Annotated in this window: 15 protein-coding genes; 9 read left to right on the top strand and 6 right to left on the bottom strand. The window is 61.7% G+C overall.

What is annotated here, in order from left to right; translation table 11 throughout:
* Positions 1 to 9 precede the first annotated feature (9 nt).
* A complete protein-coding gene (locus tag C6Y56_RS10555; RefSeq protein ID WP_039767817.1) occupies positions 10 to 789 on the bottom strand; it encodes an ABC transporter substrate-binding protein in 780 nt (259 codons plus the stop codon).
* A 253-nt stretch (positions 790 to 1,042) separates the two neighbouring features.
* A complete protein-coding gene (locus C6Y56_RS10550) occupies positions 1,043 to 1,477 on the bottom strand; it encodes a rhodanese-like domain-containing protein (RefSeq protein ID WP_169429797.1) in 435 nt (144 codons plus the stop codon).
* Between the two features lie 102 nt (positions 1,478 to 1,579).
* On the opposite strand from C6Y56_RS10550, the gene ftrA reads away from it, so the two are divergent.
* Complete coding sequence (gene ftrA, locus C6Y56_RS10545; RefSeq protein ID WP_169429796.1) at positions 1,580 to 2,569, top strand: transcriptional regulator FtrA; 990 nt, start codon at positions 1,580 to 1,582, stop codon at positions 2,567 to 2,569.
* On the opposite strand, the gene cobF is transcribed toward ftrA, so the two are convergent.
* Both cobF and C6Y56_RS10535 read right to left on the bottom strand, forming a co-directional pair.
* Positions 2,538 to 3,293, bottom strand: a complete 756-nt coding sequence (cobF, locus tag C6Y56_RS10540; protein WP_169429795.1) for a precorrin-6A synthase (deacetylating) — start codon at positions 3,291 to 3,293, stop codon at positions 2,538 to 2,540. The two genes, ftrA and cobF, sit on opposite strands and share 32 nt — an antisense overlap.
* On the bottom strand, positions 3,290 to 3,862 hold the full coding sequence (locus C6Y56_RS10535) for a histidine phosphatase family protein (protein ID WP_169429794.1): 573 nt from the start codon (positions 3,860 to 3,862) through the stop codon (positions 3,290 to 3,292). Before C6Y56_RS10535 ends, cobF begins: the two co-directional genes overlap by 4 nt.
* 317 nt (positions 3,863 to 4,179) lie before the next feature.
* Between C6Y56_RS10535 and C6Y56_RS10530 the strand changes: the two genes are divergently transcribed.
* The 8 genes from C6Y56_RS10530 to C6Y56_RS10495 all read left to right on the top strand — a co-directional run bounded on the left by C6Y56_RS10530 (position 4,180) and on the right by C6Y56_RS10495 (position 12,437).
* Positions 4,180 to 5,034, top strand: coding sequence for a MurR/RpiR family transcriptional regulator (locus C6Y56_RS10530; protein ID WP_169429793.1), 855 nt, complete (start codon positions 4,180 to 4,182; stop codon positions 5,032 to 5,034).
* A 2-nt stretch (positions 5,035 to 5,036) separates the two neighbouring features.
* Complete coding sequence (locus C6Y56_RS10525) at positions 5,037 to 5,681, top strand: isochorismatase family cysteine hydrolase (protein ID WP_169429792.1); 645 nt, start codon at positions 5,037 to 5,039, stop codon at positions 5,679 to 5,681.
* Complete coding sequence (locus C6Y56_RS10520; protein ID WP_169429791.1) at positions 5,678 to 7,009, top strand: glutamine synthetase; 1,332 nt, start codon at positions 5,678 to 5,680, stop codon at positions 7,007 to 7,009. The genes C6Y56_RS10525 and C6Y56_RS10520 overlap by 4 nt, the downstream gene beginning before the upstream one ends.
* A complete protein-coding gene (locus C6Y56_RS10515; protein ID WP_169429790.1) occupies positions 6,993 to 7,745 on the top strand; it encodes an N-formylglutamate amidohydrolase in 753 nt (250 codons plus the stop codon). Before C6Y56_RS10520 ends, C6Y56_RS10515 begins: the two co-directional genes overlap by 17 nt.
* 87 nt (positions 7,746 to 7,832) lie before the next feature.
* A complete protein-coding gene (locus tag C6Y56_RS10510) occupies positions 7,833 to 9,182 on the top strand; it encodes an APC family permease (RefSeq protein WP_169429789.1) in 1,350 nt (449 codons plus the stop codon).
* Between the two features lie 118 nt (positions 9,183 to 9,300).
* Entirely contained in the window at positions 9,301 to 10,317 is a 1,017-nt protein-coding gene (locus C6Y56_RS10505; protein WP_169429788.1) for an arginine N-succinyltransferase, read from the top strand.
* A 55-nt stretch (positions 10,318 to 10,372) separates the two neighbouring features.
* Positions 10,373 to 11,407, top strand: a complete 1,035-nt coding sequence (gene astA / locus C6Y56_RS10500; protein WP_169429787.1) for an arginine N-succinyltransferase — start codon at positions 10,373 to 10,375, stop codon at positions 11,405 to 11,407.
* Between the two features lie 160 nt (positions 11,408 to 11,567).
* A complete protein-coding gene (locus C6Y56_RS10495; RefSeq protein ID WP_085733177.1) occupies positions 11,568 to 12,437 on the top strand; it encodes an isocitrate lyase/PEP mutase family protein in 870 nt (289 codons plus the stop codon).
* A gap of 88 nt (positions 12,438 to 12,525) precedes the next feature.
* Here C6Y56_RS10495 and C6Y56_RS10490 read toward each other — a convergent pair whose 3' ends face one another.
* Positions 12,526 to 13,761 carry a M20/M25/M40 family metallo-hydrolase gene (locus C6Y56_RS10490; protein ID WP_169429786.1) on the bottom strand — a complete coding sequence of 412 codons (1,236 nt, stop codon included), beginning with the start codon at positions 13,759 to 13,761 and terminating at the stop codon, positions 12,526 to 12,528.
* Between the two features lie 84 nt (positions 13,762 to 13,845).
* Entirely contained in the window at positions 13,846 to 14,919 is a 1,074-nt protein-coding gene (locus C6Y56_RS10485) for a diguanylate cyclase (RefSeq protein ID WP_169429785.1), read from the bottom strand.
* Positions 14,920 to 15,096 lie beyond the last annotated feature (177 nt).

The raw sequence follows: 15,096 nt of genomic DNA, 5'->3' as shown, positions 1-15,096 counted from the left end.
TACGGCGTATTAATGGCCGTACACGTCAAAGTCGAAGTACTTGTCCTGCACTTGCTTGTACTTGCCGTTGGCGCGGATTTCGTTGATGGCGGCGTTGAATTTCTCCGCCAGCTCGGTATCGCCTTTTCGCACGGCGATACCGGCGCCGCCGCCGAAGTATTTGGCGTCTTCGTAGGTCGGGCCAACGAATTCGAAGCCTTTGCCGGCGTCGGTTTTCAGGAAGCCGTCGCTCAGGTTGACCGAGTCGGCCAGCATCGCATCGATACGACCGGACACCATATCCAGGTTGGCTTCCTGCTGCGAGCCGTAACGCACCAGTTCGATCCCGGCCGGTACCAGCACTTCGGTGGCGTAGCGGTCGTGGGTACTGGCGCGCAGCACGCCGACTTTCTTGCCTTTGAGCTCAACCAGCGGGTCTTTCACGCCGGAGCCGGCCTTCATCACGAAGCGCGCCGGGGTGTGGTAGTACTTGATGGTGAAATCGACGTTTTTCTTGCGGTCGTCCGTGATGGTCATCGAGGACAGGATCGCGTCGATCTTCTTCACTTTCAGCGCCGGGATCAGGCCGTCAAACTCTTGCTCGACCCAGGTGCATTTGACTTTCATCTGCTCACACAGCGCATCGCCGATGTCCACGTCGAAACCGGCCAGTTTGCCGTCAGGGGTTTTCATCGAGAATGGCGGGTAACCGGCTTCGATACCGATCCGAATCGGTTTGGCGTCTTCGGCCACGGCGGTCAGGGACAACATCGACAGTGCCAGGGCACCGAACATAACCAGCTTTTTCATTTATTACTCCCGTGTGCGGAGGCTTTTATTGGCAGCTTTCGATTGTCAGGTTCGGCCTTGGGCTATGGAGCGCAAAGAAACCGAAGTGGCCGGCAGTCTATGGCGGCGCGCACGGGGCAAATTGTGTTTAAGCGACAAATACTTGCAGAAAATCGGCGAGTGCCATCACATGGGAAAAGTGTGCGCCGGAGCGGTGCAAGGGTTGTAGGACAAAGCGGACAAAGGTGCCGCCGAAGCGGCAACTTTCCGGTTATCAGCAATCGCAAGCGATCGGGGCAGTGGCGACGCGCGGTGTCGTAACACTCAACTGAAAGCCTTCATCCAGCCAGCCGGTCACCCCGCCGATCATCTCCTTGACCGGATAGCCCAACGCCGCCAGCTTCACCGCCGCCTTGTTGGCGCCGTTGCAGTGGGGCCCGGCGCAATAGACCACGAACAGTGTGGAGGTCGGGTAGTCCGCCAGCGCTTCGGCCGTCAGCAGACGCCCCGGAACGTTGATCGCCCCCGGCACATGGCCGCGCTCGAAGGCCAGGGGTCCGCGCACGTCCACCAGCACGAAATCGACCTCGCCCGCCTCCTGGCTGCTGAAGACGTCGGAACAATCGGTTTCGAAGGTCAGACGGTTGCTGAAGTGCATCAGGGCAATGGCCGAAGGGGCTGCGGGAATTTGGCGAACCAGGCTAGGCATGTTGTGTTGCTCCTGCATCGGTGAAGGGATGAACAGACTTTATCGAGCCGCCGCTTGCCGCTACAGTGGCGCACAAGACACTCACCGGGAAATTTCCGCCAAATGCCTGATTCACCTGGATTGGTCGCGATTCTGGCCTACGACGGCCTCTGTACCTTCGAGTTCGGCATCGCCGTGGAGATCTTCGGCCTGGCCCGGCCGGAATTCGATTTTCCGTGGTACGCGCACTGCATCGCAGCGGTGGATCAAGGCCCGATGCGCGCCATGGGCGGGATTCAGGTGCTGGCCGATGGTGGTCTGGAATTGTTGGCGGATGCGCGCACCATCATCATTCCCGGCTGGCGCGACCGCAGCGCGCCGGTGCCCGAGGCATTGCTCGAAGCATTGCGTGATGCGCACTCGCGCGGCGCCCGGTTGCTCTCGATCTGCTCGGGCGTCTTTGTTTTGGCGGCCAGCGGGCTGCTTGACGGGCATGGCGCCACCACCCACTGGCGCTATACCTCGGAACTGGCCGAGCGCTTCCCGACCATCGATGTCGACCCGGACGTGCTCTACGTCGATTCCGGCCAACTGATCACTTCGGCCGGCAGCGCAGCCGGGATCGACGCCTGCCTGCACCTGGTGACGCGGGACTTCGGCACTCAGGTGGCCAACTCGGTGGCGCGCCGACTGGTGATGTCGCCGCAACGCACCGGCGGTCAGGCGCAATTCATTCCGACACCGGTCAGCCCGACTCCGCGCAGTGACTTGTCGCGCGTGATGCAGTGGGCCCGCGAGCGCCTGCACGAGCCACTGGAGGTGCGCGACCTGGCCAGCGAAGCGGCGATGAGCGAACGCACCTTCCTGCGCAAATTCACCGAAGCCAGCGGCCAGTCACCCAAAACCTGGTTGCAACACGAACGCTTGGCCCGGGCCCGGGAGTTGCTGGAAAGCACACCGCAGAACACCGAGCAGATCGCCCTGCGCTGCGGCTATCGTTCGGTGGAAAGCTTTCGTGTGGCATTTCGCAGCGTGGTCGGCGTCCCGCCGTCGGTGTATCGCGAGCGCTTTGGTCGTGAGGTCAAGGCTTGCGCAACAGATAGGTGTCCATGATCCAACCATGCTCGGCCCGCGCCGCCTTGCGCACCCGCTCGATTTCCTCGGCGACATCCTTGAGCTTGCCGCTGAGGAGGATTTCATCCGGCGTGCCAAGGTAGGCCCCCCAGTAAATCTCGGTCTCCTGATCCGCCACTCGATGGTAGGCATCTTCGGCATCGAGCATCACCACCAGACTGTCGGCATCACTCACCTGCCCCGCCGCCAGGCGCCGGCCGGTGGTGATTTCGATCGAGCGGCCGATGGTGTTAAGCGGCACTTTGTGCTGCGCCGCCAGGGCCTGAACGCTGGTGATGCCGGGGATCACCTCGAACTCAAACGCGCATCGACCTGAGGTGAGAATCGCCTGCAGGATACGAATAGTGCTGTCGTACAACGCCGGATCGCCCCACACCAGAAAACCGCCGCACTGCCCGTCAGCCAATTCGTCATTGATCAGGCGTTCGAAGGTTTGCTGCTTGGCTTGATTCAGATTTTCGACGCTGGCGCTGTAGTCCACCTCGCCGCGCTCGCGCTCCGGGCTGTGAGCTTCGGCGAAGCGGTACGTACGATCAGTGATGTAGCGCTCGCAGATTTCTCGACGCAGGTCGATCAGCTTGTCCTTGCTCTGGCCCTTGTCCATGAGGAAAAACACGTCCACCCGATTAAGCGCCTTCACCGCCTGCATCGTGATGTAGTCGGGGTTGCCGGCGCCAATGCCGATGACCAGCAATTGCTTCATGTGCGGTCTCCTTCAAGATCAATGCCGGGCAAGCGAAGCCGCCAGCGTCCGAAGAAACTCAACTCGACCAGCGCCAGCGGCTCGACATCGATGCTGTGGAAGGCTTCGCTTTGCAAGACCTGCGTCAGCGCTGCCCGGATGACGAACGGATGCGTCACGGCCACCACGTGCCCCGGCGTGGTTTGCAGCGCTGCCAGCCATGCGGCCACCCGTTCACCGAGTTGTGCCACCGATTCTCCGCCATGGGGCGCGGCGCCAGGATCTTCGAGCCAGGCTTGCAACGCGTCGGGCTCATTTCGCTGCAAGTCCTTGATCGATTGCCCTTGCCAGCGACCCCAGTCGCAATCGCGCAAGGCTTCATCAACCTGCGCATCCTCGCCGAACCATTGAGCAGTCTGGCAGGTACGCAGCTCAGGGCCGCAGATCAGACGACGCGGCAACTCGAACCGGGCGACCCACAAGTCAGACGCTACAGCGCTTTCTTCAACGGACTCGTTCGTAGGAAAACGCGCCAATTTTTGTGAGACGGTTCTGGCGTGACAAATCAAGGTCAAACGGGTGGCTTGCACGTTGAGTCACTCGGTCAGAAGGTAAACAACCACCGGCGGAATGCCGACAGGACGGCAATTGTGCCGTAAACCGGGTGGTTCCGGGCAAGCCTGGTAAAACGGTCCGTCAAAAGAAACCGGAAATGTCTGACACCACAATAGGCAATGGACTACACACTACAGGGAAACCATGAAGCCCTTGCTACACGGGCATTTCGCCCCATTTTGGGGCTCCACGGAAGGCGCAGAAAATTCACTAGACATGTAACGTCAGTTACATAAATACTGTTTTAACGGATTGTGAAGCGAATCCAACACCTCATCCAGCAGGAGCCCGGATGCCCCCTCTAAGAGACCTGATTACCGATCCCGGCCTGGACCTTACGCCATCAGAGCGCAAAGTCGTCCGGGCCTTGCTCGATCAGTACCCGCGCAACGGCCTCGGGCCCATGGCGCGACTGGCCGAGCACGCCGGCGTCAGCGATCCGACTATCGTGCGTCTGGTAAAAAAACTCGGCTTTGGCGGATACGCCGAATTCCAGGACGCTCTGCTGAGCGACATGGATCATCGCCTGCGCTCGCCACGCACGCTGTTGCAACCGCGTTCGAACCTGAACCAGGACGATGCCTGGAGCCATTATCTGGCCCACAGCCACAGTCTGCTGGCGGAAACCCAGGCGCTGACCCAACCCGAAGACGTGCGGATCCTGGCGCAATGGCTGCTCGATACGCGCCATCAGGTCTACTGCTTCGGCGGGCGTTTCAGCAGCCTGATGGCCACTTACCTGCTCAATCATTTGCGTCTGCTGCGCCCCGGTTGTTTTGCGCTGGAGGACAACGCGCAACTGCCGGATCGTCTGTTCGACCTGCAACGCCAGGACGTCGTGCTGGTGTTCGACTATCGCCGCTACCAGACCCAGGCCCTGCGCGTGGCCACGGCGGCCAAGAACAACAACGCTCGTGTCGTGCTGTTCACCGACATTTATGCTTCGCCGCTGCGGGAACTGGCCGACATGATCATCAGCGCTCCGGTGGAGTCGGCTTCACCGTTCGACACCATGGTCCCGGCGCTGGCTCAGGTTGAAGCGCTGATCGCTTGCCTGACCCTGCGCAGCCCGGACCTGGCCGATCGCCTGGAAGGTATCGATGCCCTGCGCAACGACTTCGACACCCACCTGCTGGAGGATAAATAAGGATGTTCAGCCTTCCCCACCGCTCGCCGCGGGACCTGCCGTTTGTCACCGACCACACTGCGCTGTTGCTGGTGGACATGCAGCGTGCCTGGCTCGAGCCGCAGTTCGACCCGCACCTGGAAGGCCCGGACGCCGCCTACTTCCTCAATCGCGCGCGCTCGCAAGTGGTGCCCAATCAGGTGCGCCTGCTAAACGCCTTTCGTGACACACGGCAGAACGTGCTGCACACCCTGATCGAAAGCCTGACCGCCGACGGCCGCGACCGCTCGCTGGATCACAAACTGTCGGACATGCACCTGCCCAAGGGCAGCCCGCAGGCACAGGTCATCGCTGAACTGACCCCGGCAGAAAACGAAATCGTGCTGCCCAAGACCTCTTCCGGGGTCTTCAACTCGACCAACATCGACTACGTGCTGCGCAATCTGGAAACCCGTCACCTGATCATTGCCGGCATCGTCACCGATCAATGCGTGGACATGGCCGTGCGCGATGCCGCCGACCGGGGTTACCTCGTCACACTGGTGGCGGACGCCTGCGCGACCTACACCGAAGCACGTCACGATGCCTGCCTGAACGCGATCAAGGGCTATTGCTGGATCACCGATACCGACACCGTACTCGGTCGTCTGCGGGAGATGCAGCCATGAGCGAACGCCTGTTGCCGCTGCCGATGACCACCATCGTCACCACCGACCTGATCGGCATTACCCGGGGCCGTTCGTTTCCCAGCGATGAGCTGGAACACTATCAAGCCGCCGGCTGCGGCTGGGTGCCGGCCAACAGCGCGCTGACGCCGCAGGACATCATTGCCTCGACCAACCCGTGGGGCGCTTATGGCGATCTGCGGCTGATTCCCGATCTGGCCAGCCGCGTCACCGTCGGCAATGGCCCGGACGCCGCCGCACCGGCGCTGGACTTCATCCACGGCGACATCCGCGAAACCGACGGGCGCCCGTGGGGCGCCTGCCCGCGCACGCTGCTGCGCGATGAAATCGAGCGCTATCGCGATCAACTCGGGTTGCAGGTCAACGCCGCGTTCGAACACGAATTCAACCTGCACGCCGGGTTTGCCGAACACCTGGCCTTCTCCCTCGAATCCCAGCGCCAGGGCGCGGAATTCGGTGGCTGGCTGCTCAGCGCCCTGCGCGCCGGCGGCGTCGAGCCGGAAATGTTCCTGCCCGAATATGGCAAGCATCAATACGAAATCACCTGCCGTCCGACCCTCGGCGTGGCAGCGGCAGATCGCGCGGTAAACGTGCGCGAGATCACCCGCGAAATCGCCCGGCAGATGGGCCTGGATCTGAGCTTCTCACCAAAGACCGCCGCCGACGCGGTGTGCAACGGTGTACACCTGCACGTCAGCCTGCTTGATCTGGCCGGCCAGCCGATGTTGTACGACGCCGGCACCAGCAATGGCCTGTCGACCCTCGGCCAGCACTGGGCGGCGGGCGTGCTGCATTACTTGCCGGCGCTGTGTGCGTTCACCGCGCCGACGCCGGTGTCGTACGAGCGCCTGCAGCCGCACCATTGGAGCGCGTCCTACGCCTGTCTCGGCCAGCAGAACCGCGAAGCGGCGCTGCGCATCTGCCCGACCGTAAGCCTGGGCAACAAACCCGTGGCGAAGCAGTACAACCTGGAATTCCGCGCCATGGACGCCACCGCCTCGCCGCACCTGGCAATGGCTGCGCTGCTGATCGCCGGACGTTTGGGCATCGAGCAGCGCCTGGCGCTGAACGCCATCACCGATGAAATCCCCGATGCACTCAACGACGAACAACGCGAGGCGCGGGGCATTGTTGCCCTGCCCGCCTCTTTGGCTCAGGCACTGGATTGCCTGCGTCGCAGCGAAGCGCTGATGGCAGCGCTGCCGGCACCGTTGCTCGACACGTATTTCGCCCTTAAAACCGAGGAACTGGCGCTGACGGAACAGCTCTCACCCGCCGACCTGTGTGAGCACTATGCACGCCTGTACTGAATCCGCCGAACTTGGGTTGTACACCCGACCGGTCTACAACCTGATCCGTGAAGATTCGATGCACCCACTGATTCTGGTGTGCGAGCACGCCAGCCGCTACATCCCCGACGCCCTGAACAATCTGGGTCTGGATGAAAAGGCTGCGCATGAACACATTGCCTGGGACATCGGTGCGCTGGAGCTGGCCGAACAACTGTCGGAAAAGATCGGCGCCACGCTGCTGAGCGCCAATTATTCGCGACTGCTGATCGACCTCAACCGGCCCCGCCACGCCCCGGACAGCATTCCGGCGCAGAGCGAGATCTATCAGGTGCCGGGCAATCGCGGACTCGACGAAGCCACACGCGAATACCGTCGCCAGTGCCTGTTCAAGCCGTTTCACACGCGGCTGCAACAGCTGATCGACGAACGTTTGGCAGAAGGCCGGCCGGTGCGGGTGGTGGGGATTCACAGTTTCACGTCAGTTTATTACGGCCAGCCGCGTGAGCTGGAAGTCGGCGTGCTGTTCGGTCAGGCCAAGGGATACGCCCAGCGCCTGCTCGAAGGTCTCGGCCAGCATCCGCTGAAAGTCGCGGGCAACCAGCCGTACAAGATTGATCCGTTGGGCGACATGACCGTCCCGGTTCACGGTGATGCCCGAGGCCTGGAGTCGGTTTTGATTGAAGTGCGCAACGACCTGCTGCGCAGCCCGGAAGCGGTGAACCGCTGGGCAAATTATCTGGCACCCCTGCTTTGAACATTGCTGTAACCACTGCTGACGCTGTAAACGACGGACCGACATAACGACTAAAACGACCGATTGGCTGACAAGGAGTTGCGCTTCATGGAAATAGAAGAGTTCGGCTACAAACAGGAGTTGAAACGTAGCCTGACACTGACCGACTTGGTGGTGTACGGGATGATCTTCATGATCCCCATCGCCCCGTTCGGGGTGTATGGCTACGTCAACGCCGAGGCACCGGGGATGGTGCCTTTGGCGTACATCATCGGCATGGTGGCGATGGTCTTCACCGCGCTGAGCTACGGCAGCATGGCCCGGGCCTTTCCGATTGCCGGATCGGTCTATTCCTACGCGCAACGGGGCCTGAATCAACACGTCGGCTTCATCGCCGGCTGGCTGATGCTGCTGGACTACCTGCTGATTCCGCCACTGCTTTACGTTTACGCGGCAATGGCGCTCAACCATTTGTACCCGGATATCCCGAAAGTCGGCTTCATTCTGGCGTTCCTGGTCAGCGCAACCTTCGTCAACCTGCGCGGCATTACTTTCACCGCCCGCATGAACATCCTGTTCCTGCTGGCGCAGCTCGTGGTGCTGGGGATTTTCCTGTTCTACGCCTGGAACGCCCTGCACAACGGTGGCGGCAACGGCCAGCTGACCCTGGCGCCGCTGTATCACCCGCAAACCTTCAACTTCGCCCTGCTGATGCAAGCGGTGTCGATTGCGGTGCTGTCGTTCCTCGGCTTCGATGCGATCTCCACCCTTGCCGAAGAGATCAAGGGCGATCCGGGCCGCAGCGTCGGCAAAGCGGCGTTGATCACCCTGGTGGTGATGGGCGCGATCTTCGTCGTACAGACCTGGATCGCCACCGATCTGGCAGCGGGCATGGGCTTCAAGTCCGCCGACACCGCGTTCTATGAAATCGCCGAAATCGCCGCCGGCAGCTGGTTGGCGACCCTGACCGGCGTGGCCACGGCCCTGGCCTGGGGTGTGGCGGTGGCGATCACTTCGCAAGCGGCGGTCTCACGCCTGCTGTTCGGCATGGCCCGCGACGGCAAGCTGCCGAAAATGCTGGCCAGGGTGCACCCGAAACACAACACGCCCTACCTGAGCATTTATCTGGTGGCCGTGCTTTCGCTGGTGATCTGCTACGTGTTCATCAACTCGGTGGACACCCTGACTTCGCTGGTCAACTTCGGTGCCCTGAGCGGCTTCATGCTGCTGCACCTGACCGTGATCAACTACTACTGGCGCCGGCAGAAGTCCGGCCAGGTGATCCGTCACCTGATCTGCCCGGTGATCGGCTTCATCATCGTCGCGGCCATCATGTACAACATGGGCGTCGATGCACAGAAGCTCGGCCTGATCTGGATCGCATTGGGTCTGGTGTACCTGTTCTTCCTGAACAAGCTCGGCGCCAGTACCGCGCTGCCTGACCCGAGCAATGGCTGACAAGAAAAAAAGCGGCGTCTGACAACAAATCAGGCGACCGCCGCTTTAACGCGTGGAAACCGACAGTGATAGTCAGGTTCGGCGAATGGGCCGAACCTTTTGATACAGGAGTGCATCCATGCTGGTCTTACGTCCAGTCGAGCCAACCGACCTGCCTCAATTGCAACAATTGGCTCGCGACAGCCTGGTGGGCGTCACCTCCCTGCCGGATGACCGCGAACACCTGAGCGGGAAAATCGCCGCGTCCTGCGCGTCGTTCGACAGCCAAGCCTCGGGCCAAGGCCCGGAGAATTATTTCTTCGTACTGGAAGACCTGGACAAGCGTCGTCTGGTGGGCTGCTCGGAGATTCTCGCCACTGCCGGCTACAACGAACCGTTCTACAGCCTGCGCAACCGCCACTTCACCAGTGCCTCGCGGGAGCTGAACATTGAACACGGCGTGCCGGCGCTGTCGCTGTGCCACGACCTGAGCGGCCACACGCTGCTGCGCGGTTTCCACATCGACGCGGCACTGGTGCGCACGCCGTTTTCCGAATTGCTGTCACGGGCCCGCCTGCTGTTCATCGCCGCCCATGCACAGCGGTTTGCCGAAGCGGTGATCACCGAAATCGTCGGCTACAGCGACGAAAACGGCCATTCGCCCTTCTGGGACGCGCTGGGCAAACATTTCTTCGACCTGCCCTACGTCGAGGCCGAGCGCTTGTGCGGCTTGCAGAGCCGCACGTTTCTCGCCGAACTGATGCCGCAATACCCGATCTACGTGCCCATGCTGCCGCAGGCGGCGCAGGACTGCATCGGCCGCATCCACCCCGACGGCCAGGAAGCCTTCGACATCCTCGAACGCGAGGGTTTTGAAACCAACAGCTACATCGATCTGTTCGACGCCGGTCCGACCTTGTACGCCCGCACCGCCAACGTCCGTTCGATTGCCAGCAGTCGGATCGCCACGGTCCGGGAGGAACCACTGATCGACGCCCGCGGTCGCTATCTGGTGAGTAACGATGCACTGCATGGCTACCGGGCAATGGTCGCCGAGCTGGATTACCAGCCCGGTCAGCCCCTGGCGCTCACCCCGTCGCTGTGTGCGGCACTGAACGTCAGCCATGGCGGCACGGTGCGGGTGATTGCCCTGTGAACTGCGCCCGTACCCAACGACAGTGCCCGAGCAGGCGCGCAAAAGGAGTTGCAGCATGATTGTCCGTCCGGTCCAAGTCAGCGACCTGCCAGCGTTGATGACCCTGGTGCAACAGGCCGGGCCCGGTTTCACCACCCTGCCGGCCAATGAAGATCGCCTGACCCATCGGGTACGCTGGGCGCAGCGCGCCTTCGCCGAGCAGGTCGAACGGGCCGATGCCGACTATCTTTTTGTCCTCGAGGATGATGACCAGCGCGTGGTCGGGGTCAGTGCCCTGGCCGGCGCCGTCGGCCTGCGCGAACCCTGGTACAACTACCGGGTCGGGCTGACCGTCAGCTCGGCACCGGATCTGGGTATTCAGCGGCAGATTCCGACCCTGTTTCTGAATAATGAACTGACCGGCCAATCGGAACTGTGCTCGCTGTTCCTGCGCCACGACCAGCGCCACGGCAGCAATGGACGTCTGCTGTCGTTGGGGCGCCTGCTGTTCGTCGCCGAATTCCCGCACCTGTTCGGCGAGAAGATGATCGCCGAACTGCGCGGCAGCGCTGACGAACAAGGCTGTTCGCCGTTCTGGGACAGCCTGGGCCGGCACTTCTTCCAGATGGACTTCAGCCACGCCGACCACTTGTCAGGGTTAGGCAACAAATCGTTCATTGCCGAACTGATGCCGCGTCAGCCGCTGTACACCTGCCTGCTCACCGAACAGGCCCAGGCCGTGATCGGTCAGGCTCACCCCAACACCGAAGCGGCACTGAAGATCCTCCAGGCCGAAGGTTTTGCCCACAAGGGCTACATCGATATCTTCGATGGCGGCCCGGTCATCGAGGCGCCGATCCACAACATCCGCACCGTGCGCGACAGCCTGGAACTGAGCCTGAGCATCGGCACGCCGGACGATCAGGCGCCGCTGTGGCTGATCCACAACCGGCGCCTGGAAAACTGCCGCATCACCGTCGCTCCGGGCCGCCGGGTCGGCAGCAGCCTGGTGATCGACCGCCTCACCGCCAAACGCCTGCAATTGCAGCCGGGCAACTCGGTACGGGCGGTGCCGTTGCCCAATCAACAGCAGCAGGCGGTGGCGGCCTGAGCGCCTCAGCCTGCTGCAAGAAAGCCTGAACAGGTTTTTCCTGGTTAACTTCCTCGTTAATTCGTCATGATCCTTGACCCATTGGCGTGATAGCCTTTTCACCTTCGGCGTTGACACCTTTGCTCAAGCCTTTCCATTCCTTTGTATTGGTGGAACTCGTATGACCAGGCTTTCTCATCAAGATTTGCGCCGTAACTTCCGTCAGCTGCTGGCTTCCGACACCTGCTATCACACCGCCTCGGTGTTCGATCCGATGTCCGCCCGCATTGCCGCTGACCTGGGATTTGAAGTAGGGATTCTCGGCGGCTCGGTCGCTTCGTTGCAGGTCCTGGGCGCTCCGGACTTTGCCCTGATCACCCTCAGCGAATTCGCCGAGCAGGCCACTCGCATTGGCCGCGTCGCCCAATTGCCGGTGATCGCCGACGCCGACCACGGCTACGGCAACGCACTCAACGTGATGCGCACCATCGTCGAACTGGAACGCGCCGGCGTCGCCGCGCTGACCATCGAAGACACCCTGCTGCCGGCCCAGTTCGGCCGCAAATCCACCGACCTGATCACCGTCGCCGAAGGCGTCGGCAAGATCCGTGCGGCGCTGGAAGCCCGGGTTGATTCGGAAATGGCGATCATCGCCCGGACCAACGCCGGCATCCTGCCGAACCAGGAAATCATCAGCCGCACCAGGCAATACCAGGCCGCCGGCGCCGACGGTATCTGCATGGTCGGTATTCAGGACTTCGACCAGCTTGAGCAGATCGCCGAACACCTGACCGTCCCGCTGATGCTGGTGACCTACGGCAACCCGGCGCTGCGCGACGACAAACGCCTGGCTGAACTGGGTGTGCGCGTGACCATCGACGGCCACGGTGCCTACTTCGCCGCGATCAAGGCGACCTACGACAGCCTGCGCGAACAACGCCAGATCTTCACCCAGGCCTCGGACCTGAGCGCCACCGAACTGACCCACACCTACACCCAGCCTGAGGAATACATCCTCTGGGCCAAGGAATACATGAGCGTCAAAGAGTAACCTCGCACCACGCGACAAAGAGGCAGAGCGGCCCGACGCCATTACGAGTCCACTCGCGTGGCGCCCGCCGCGAAACCGCTGCCTGCCATTACCGTTTCGCCAACTCCATGATCATCCGCGACAACAGATAAATCCGCGGCGCCACGCTCTCCACTTCCGCGTATTCCTCTGGCGTATGAATGTTGCCGCCGACAATCCCGAACCCGTCCAGCGTCGGCGTCCCAACCCCGGCCGACAGACTCGCATCCGCCGCCCCACCGCTGCCTTCTTCAGTCAACTTGCGACCAATTTCGCCGTAAATCCCCTGAGCCATCGCCATCAAACGGTCTGACTCCGCCGTCTGCGGCATTGGCGGCAAGCCCCGTTGCAATGAAGTCTTCACTTCGGTGTCAGGAATCAGTTTGTCCTGCGACACCCGCGCCAGATCCTTCTCGATCCGGTCGAACTCCTCCGGCACCGCCGCCCGTACATCAGCCTTGGCTGTGGCCTGATCCGGAATGACGTTGGTGCGGTCGCCAGCCTTGAGCACAGTGAAATTGATCGTGGTTTTCTTCGCTTCGTCGCCGAGCTTGCCCAGTTGCAGGATCTGGTGCGCCGCCTCCATCGCCGCGTTGCGCCCCAGTTCCGGCGCGACGCCGGCGTGAGCAGCCTTGCCCTTGACCTCGACCAGCGCGGTGGCGCTGCCCTTGCGCCACACCACCAGACCATCGGCCGGACGGCCCGGTTCGAGGTTGAGGGTGACGTCGTGGAGCTTGGCGGTTTTCTTGATCAGGTCGGTGGCAACGTCCGAGCCGGTTTCTTCGCTGGCATCGAGCAGGAACGTGATTTGCGCGTAGTCCTTGAAGTCGAGGTTCTTCAGGATTTTCAGCGCATAGATGCCGGCGACGATCCCGCCCTTGTCGTCCATCACCCCCGGCCCGTAGGCGCGGCCGTCCTTGATGTGGAACGGTCGCTCAGCAGCGGAGCCTTCCTTGAACACCGTGTCCATGTGCGCCATCAGCAGGATTTTCGCCTTGCCGGTGCCTTTGAGCGTGGCGAGCACGTGGTTGGTTTTTTCCGGCGTATTGGGCACCAGTTCGATGGTGGCACCGAGCTTTTTCAACTCATCGATGGCGATTTCGCTGACTTGCTTGAGCCCCGGCTCATAGCCGGAACCGGAATCGATATTGACCAGGCGCTCGAGCAGTTTCAGGGCTTCGGGTTTGTATTGCTCGGCGTCGGCCAGCACCTGCTTGTGCGGTTCAGCGAACGCGCCAGCGGTGGCGAAAGAGAGGCTCAGGCCGAGACCGGCGGCCAGCAGGGAACGAGGGAAATTGAACGTCATGAATCAATCCTTGTTTCGTGTCGGGTACTGAACCGTACCTGACATCGCCCCAAGGCTCTATCCCGGATGCGACACCCATTCCGTTCAAACCGAATCGAATACCTCGCGCCGCGGCTTGTCATCGTTGCAGCAGATCACCCGGTTGCGCCCGCTGGCCTTGGCTTCGTAGAGTGCCTCATCAGCGTCATTGAGCCAGCGCATTGCATCACCGTGAGCCGGATCGAGCGCCGCCAGGCCAATGCTCAGGCTGACTTTCAGCGCCGGGTTCTGTTCGTACACCAGAAAGGAAAAACGCTCACGCAACGCCTCCATCGCCTGCGCGGCATTGAACAGCGGCAGGTCCGGCAGGATCACGCAAAACTCGTCGCCGCCATAACGCCCCGCCACATCCGCCATGCGCAGGTTCTGCTTGAGCATTTTGCTCAACTGCCGCAGGACGATATCGCCCGCCACATGGCCGTAGGTGTCGTTGATCGCCTTGAAGTGGTCGATGTCGATCAGCGCAATCGCTGCGCCTGTCTGCTGGCGTTTGCAGCGCTGGAATTCGATTTCCAGTTGATCCTTCCAGGCGCCGTGGTTGAGCAGTCCGGTGAGGCTGTCGGTGCGGCTCAGGGCCAGGAGTTCACGTTTATGCAAGCCGAGGGTGTAGGCCTGGCGAAAGCAGATCCAGCCGAGCGCCAACGGATACAGCATCAACAGTGGCAGACAGGCATAAAGCTGTGCCGACGTGGTCATCGGGATGAACGCGGGGGCAAATACCACCAGCCCGACGCCAACCCCGAGCAACTGCGCCGCCGCCCCGGCCAGCAGAAAGCGCAGGCCGCCGATGGCGACGTTGTTCATCGCCATCATCGAAATGGTCGTGGCACTGGGCAAGGGATTGAAGTGCATGGCGGCGACCCAGAAGCCACCGAGAAAGGCGTCTATCAGCAAATTGCGGTGCTCGGCGTGATAAGGCACCCGCGCCCGTCGGGCCCATTGAAACGCCAGATGCGGCCAGACCAGTCCGTTGAACAGCATCACCGCCCAGACCCAGGCCGGCGGATCGAGTGGATACATCGCGACGCTCACGCACAAAAGCCCCAGAACCAGCCCGAGGATTCGCGATGTATAGAGCCTCCTGGCCAGTGAAAGTCCCTTTCCTCCCGTTCTTCCCATAGGGGCCTCGACCACTCGACGGCACTGCGCAGACCGCAGACCCGATGTATTGGGAGTCTATCAGGGCAACGTCAAATAGCCATCACCGGCCAGCGGGCCGAATACCCCGTCATCAGCACCACACGGCGAGCAAATGATTGGCTATACATGAAAGGAAGAAAATGGAAAAAAGACTCT

The sequence above is a fragment of the Pseudomonas fluorescens genome, assembly GCF_012974785.1.
GTDB classification, from domain to species: Bacteria; Pseudomonadota; Gammaproteobacteria; order Pseudomonadales; family Pseudomonadaceae; genus Aquipseudomonas; species Aquipseudomonas fluorescens_BT.
Note: the sequence above shows the minus strand (reverse complement) of the source record. Positions and strands in the feature narration are given on the sequence as shown.

What these genes read in the sequence shown, in the direction of transcription:
- C6Y56_RS10555 (WP_039767817.1), bottom strand. Translation starts at nt 789, where the DNA reads ATGAAAAAGCTGGTTATGTTCGGTGCCCTGGCACTGTCGATGTTGTCC.
- C6Y56_RS10550 (WP_169429797.1), bottom strand. Translation starts at nt 1,477, where the DNA reads ATGCCTAGCCTGGTTCGCCAAATTCCCGCAGCCCCTTCGGCCATTGCC.
- ftrA (WP_169429796.1), top strand. Translation starts at nt 1,580, where the DNA reads ATGCCTGATTCACCTGGATTGGTCGCGATTCTGGCCTACGACGGCCTC.
- cobF (WP_169429795.1), bottom strand. Translation starts at nt 3,293, where the DNA reads ATGAAGCAATTGCTGGTCATCGGCATTGGCGCCGGCAACCCCGACTAC.
- C6Y56_RS10530 (WP_169429793.1), top strand. Translation starts at nt 4,180, where the DNA reads ATGCCCCCTCTAAGAGACCTGATTACCGATCCCGGCCTGGACCTTACG.
- C6Y56_RS10525 (WP_169429792.1), top strand. Translation starts at nt 5,037, where the DNA reads ATGTTCAGCCTTCCCCACCGCTCGCCGCGGGACCTGCCGTTTGTCACC.
- C6Y56_RS10520 (WP_169429791.1), top strand. Translation starts at nt 5,678, where the DNA reads ATGAGCGAACGCCTGTTGCCGCTGCCGATGACCACCATCGTCACCACC.
- C6Y56_RS10515 (WP_169429790.1), top strand. Translation starts at nt 6,993, where the DNA reads ATGCACGCCTGTACTGAATCCGCCGAACTTGGGTTGTACACCCGACCG.
- C6Y56_RS10510 (WP_169429789.1), top strand. Translation starts at nt 7,833, where the DNA reads ATGGAAATAGAAGAGTTCGGCTACAAACAGGAGTTGAAACGTAGCCTG.
- C6Y56_RS10505 (WP_169429788.1), top strand. Translation starts at nt 9,301, where the DNA reads ATGCTGGTCTTACGTCCAGTCGAGCCAACCGACCTGCCTCAATTGCAA.
- astA (WP_169429787.1), top strand. Translation starts at nt 10,373, where the DNA reads ATGATTGTCCGTCCGGTCCAAGTCAGCGACCTGCCAGCGTTGATGACC.
- C6Y56_RS10495 (WP_085733177.1), top strand. Translation starts at nt 11,568, where the DNA reads ATGACCAGGCTTTCTCATCAAGATTTGCGCCGTAACTTCCGTCAGCTG.
- C6Y56_RS10490 (WP_169429786.1), bottom strand. Translation starts at nt 13,761, where the DNA reads ATGACGTTCAATTTCCCTCGTTCCCTGCTGGCCGCCGGTCTCGGCCTG.
- C6Y56_RS10485 (WP_169429785.1), bottom strand. Translation starts at nt 14,919, where the DNA reads ATGGGAAGAACGGGAGGAAAGGGACTTTCACTGGCCAGGAGGCTCTAT.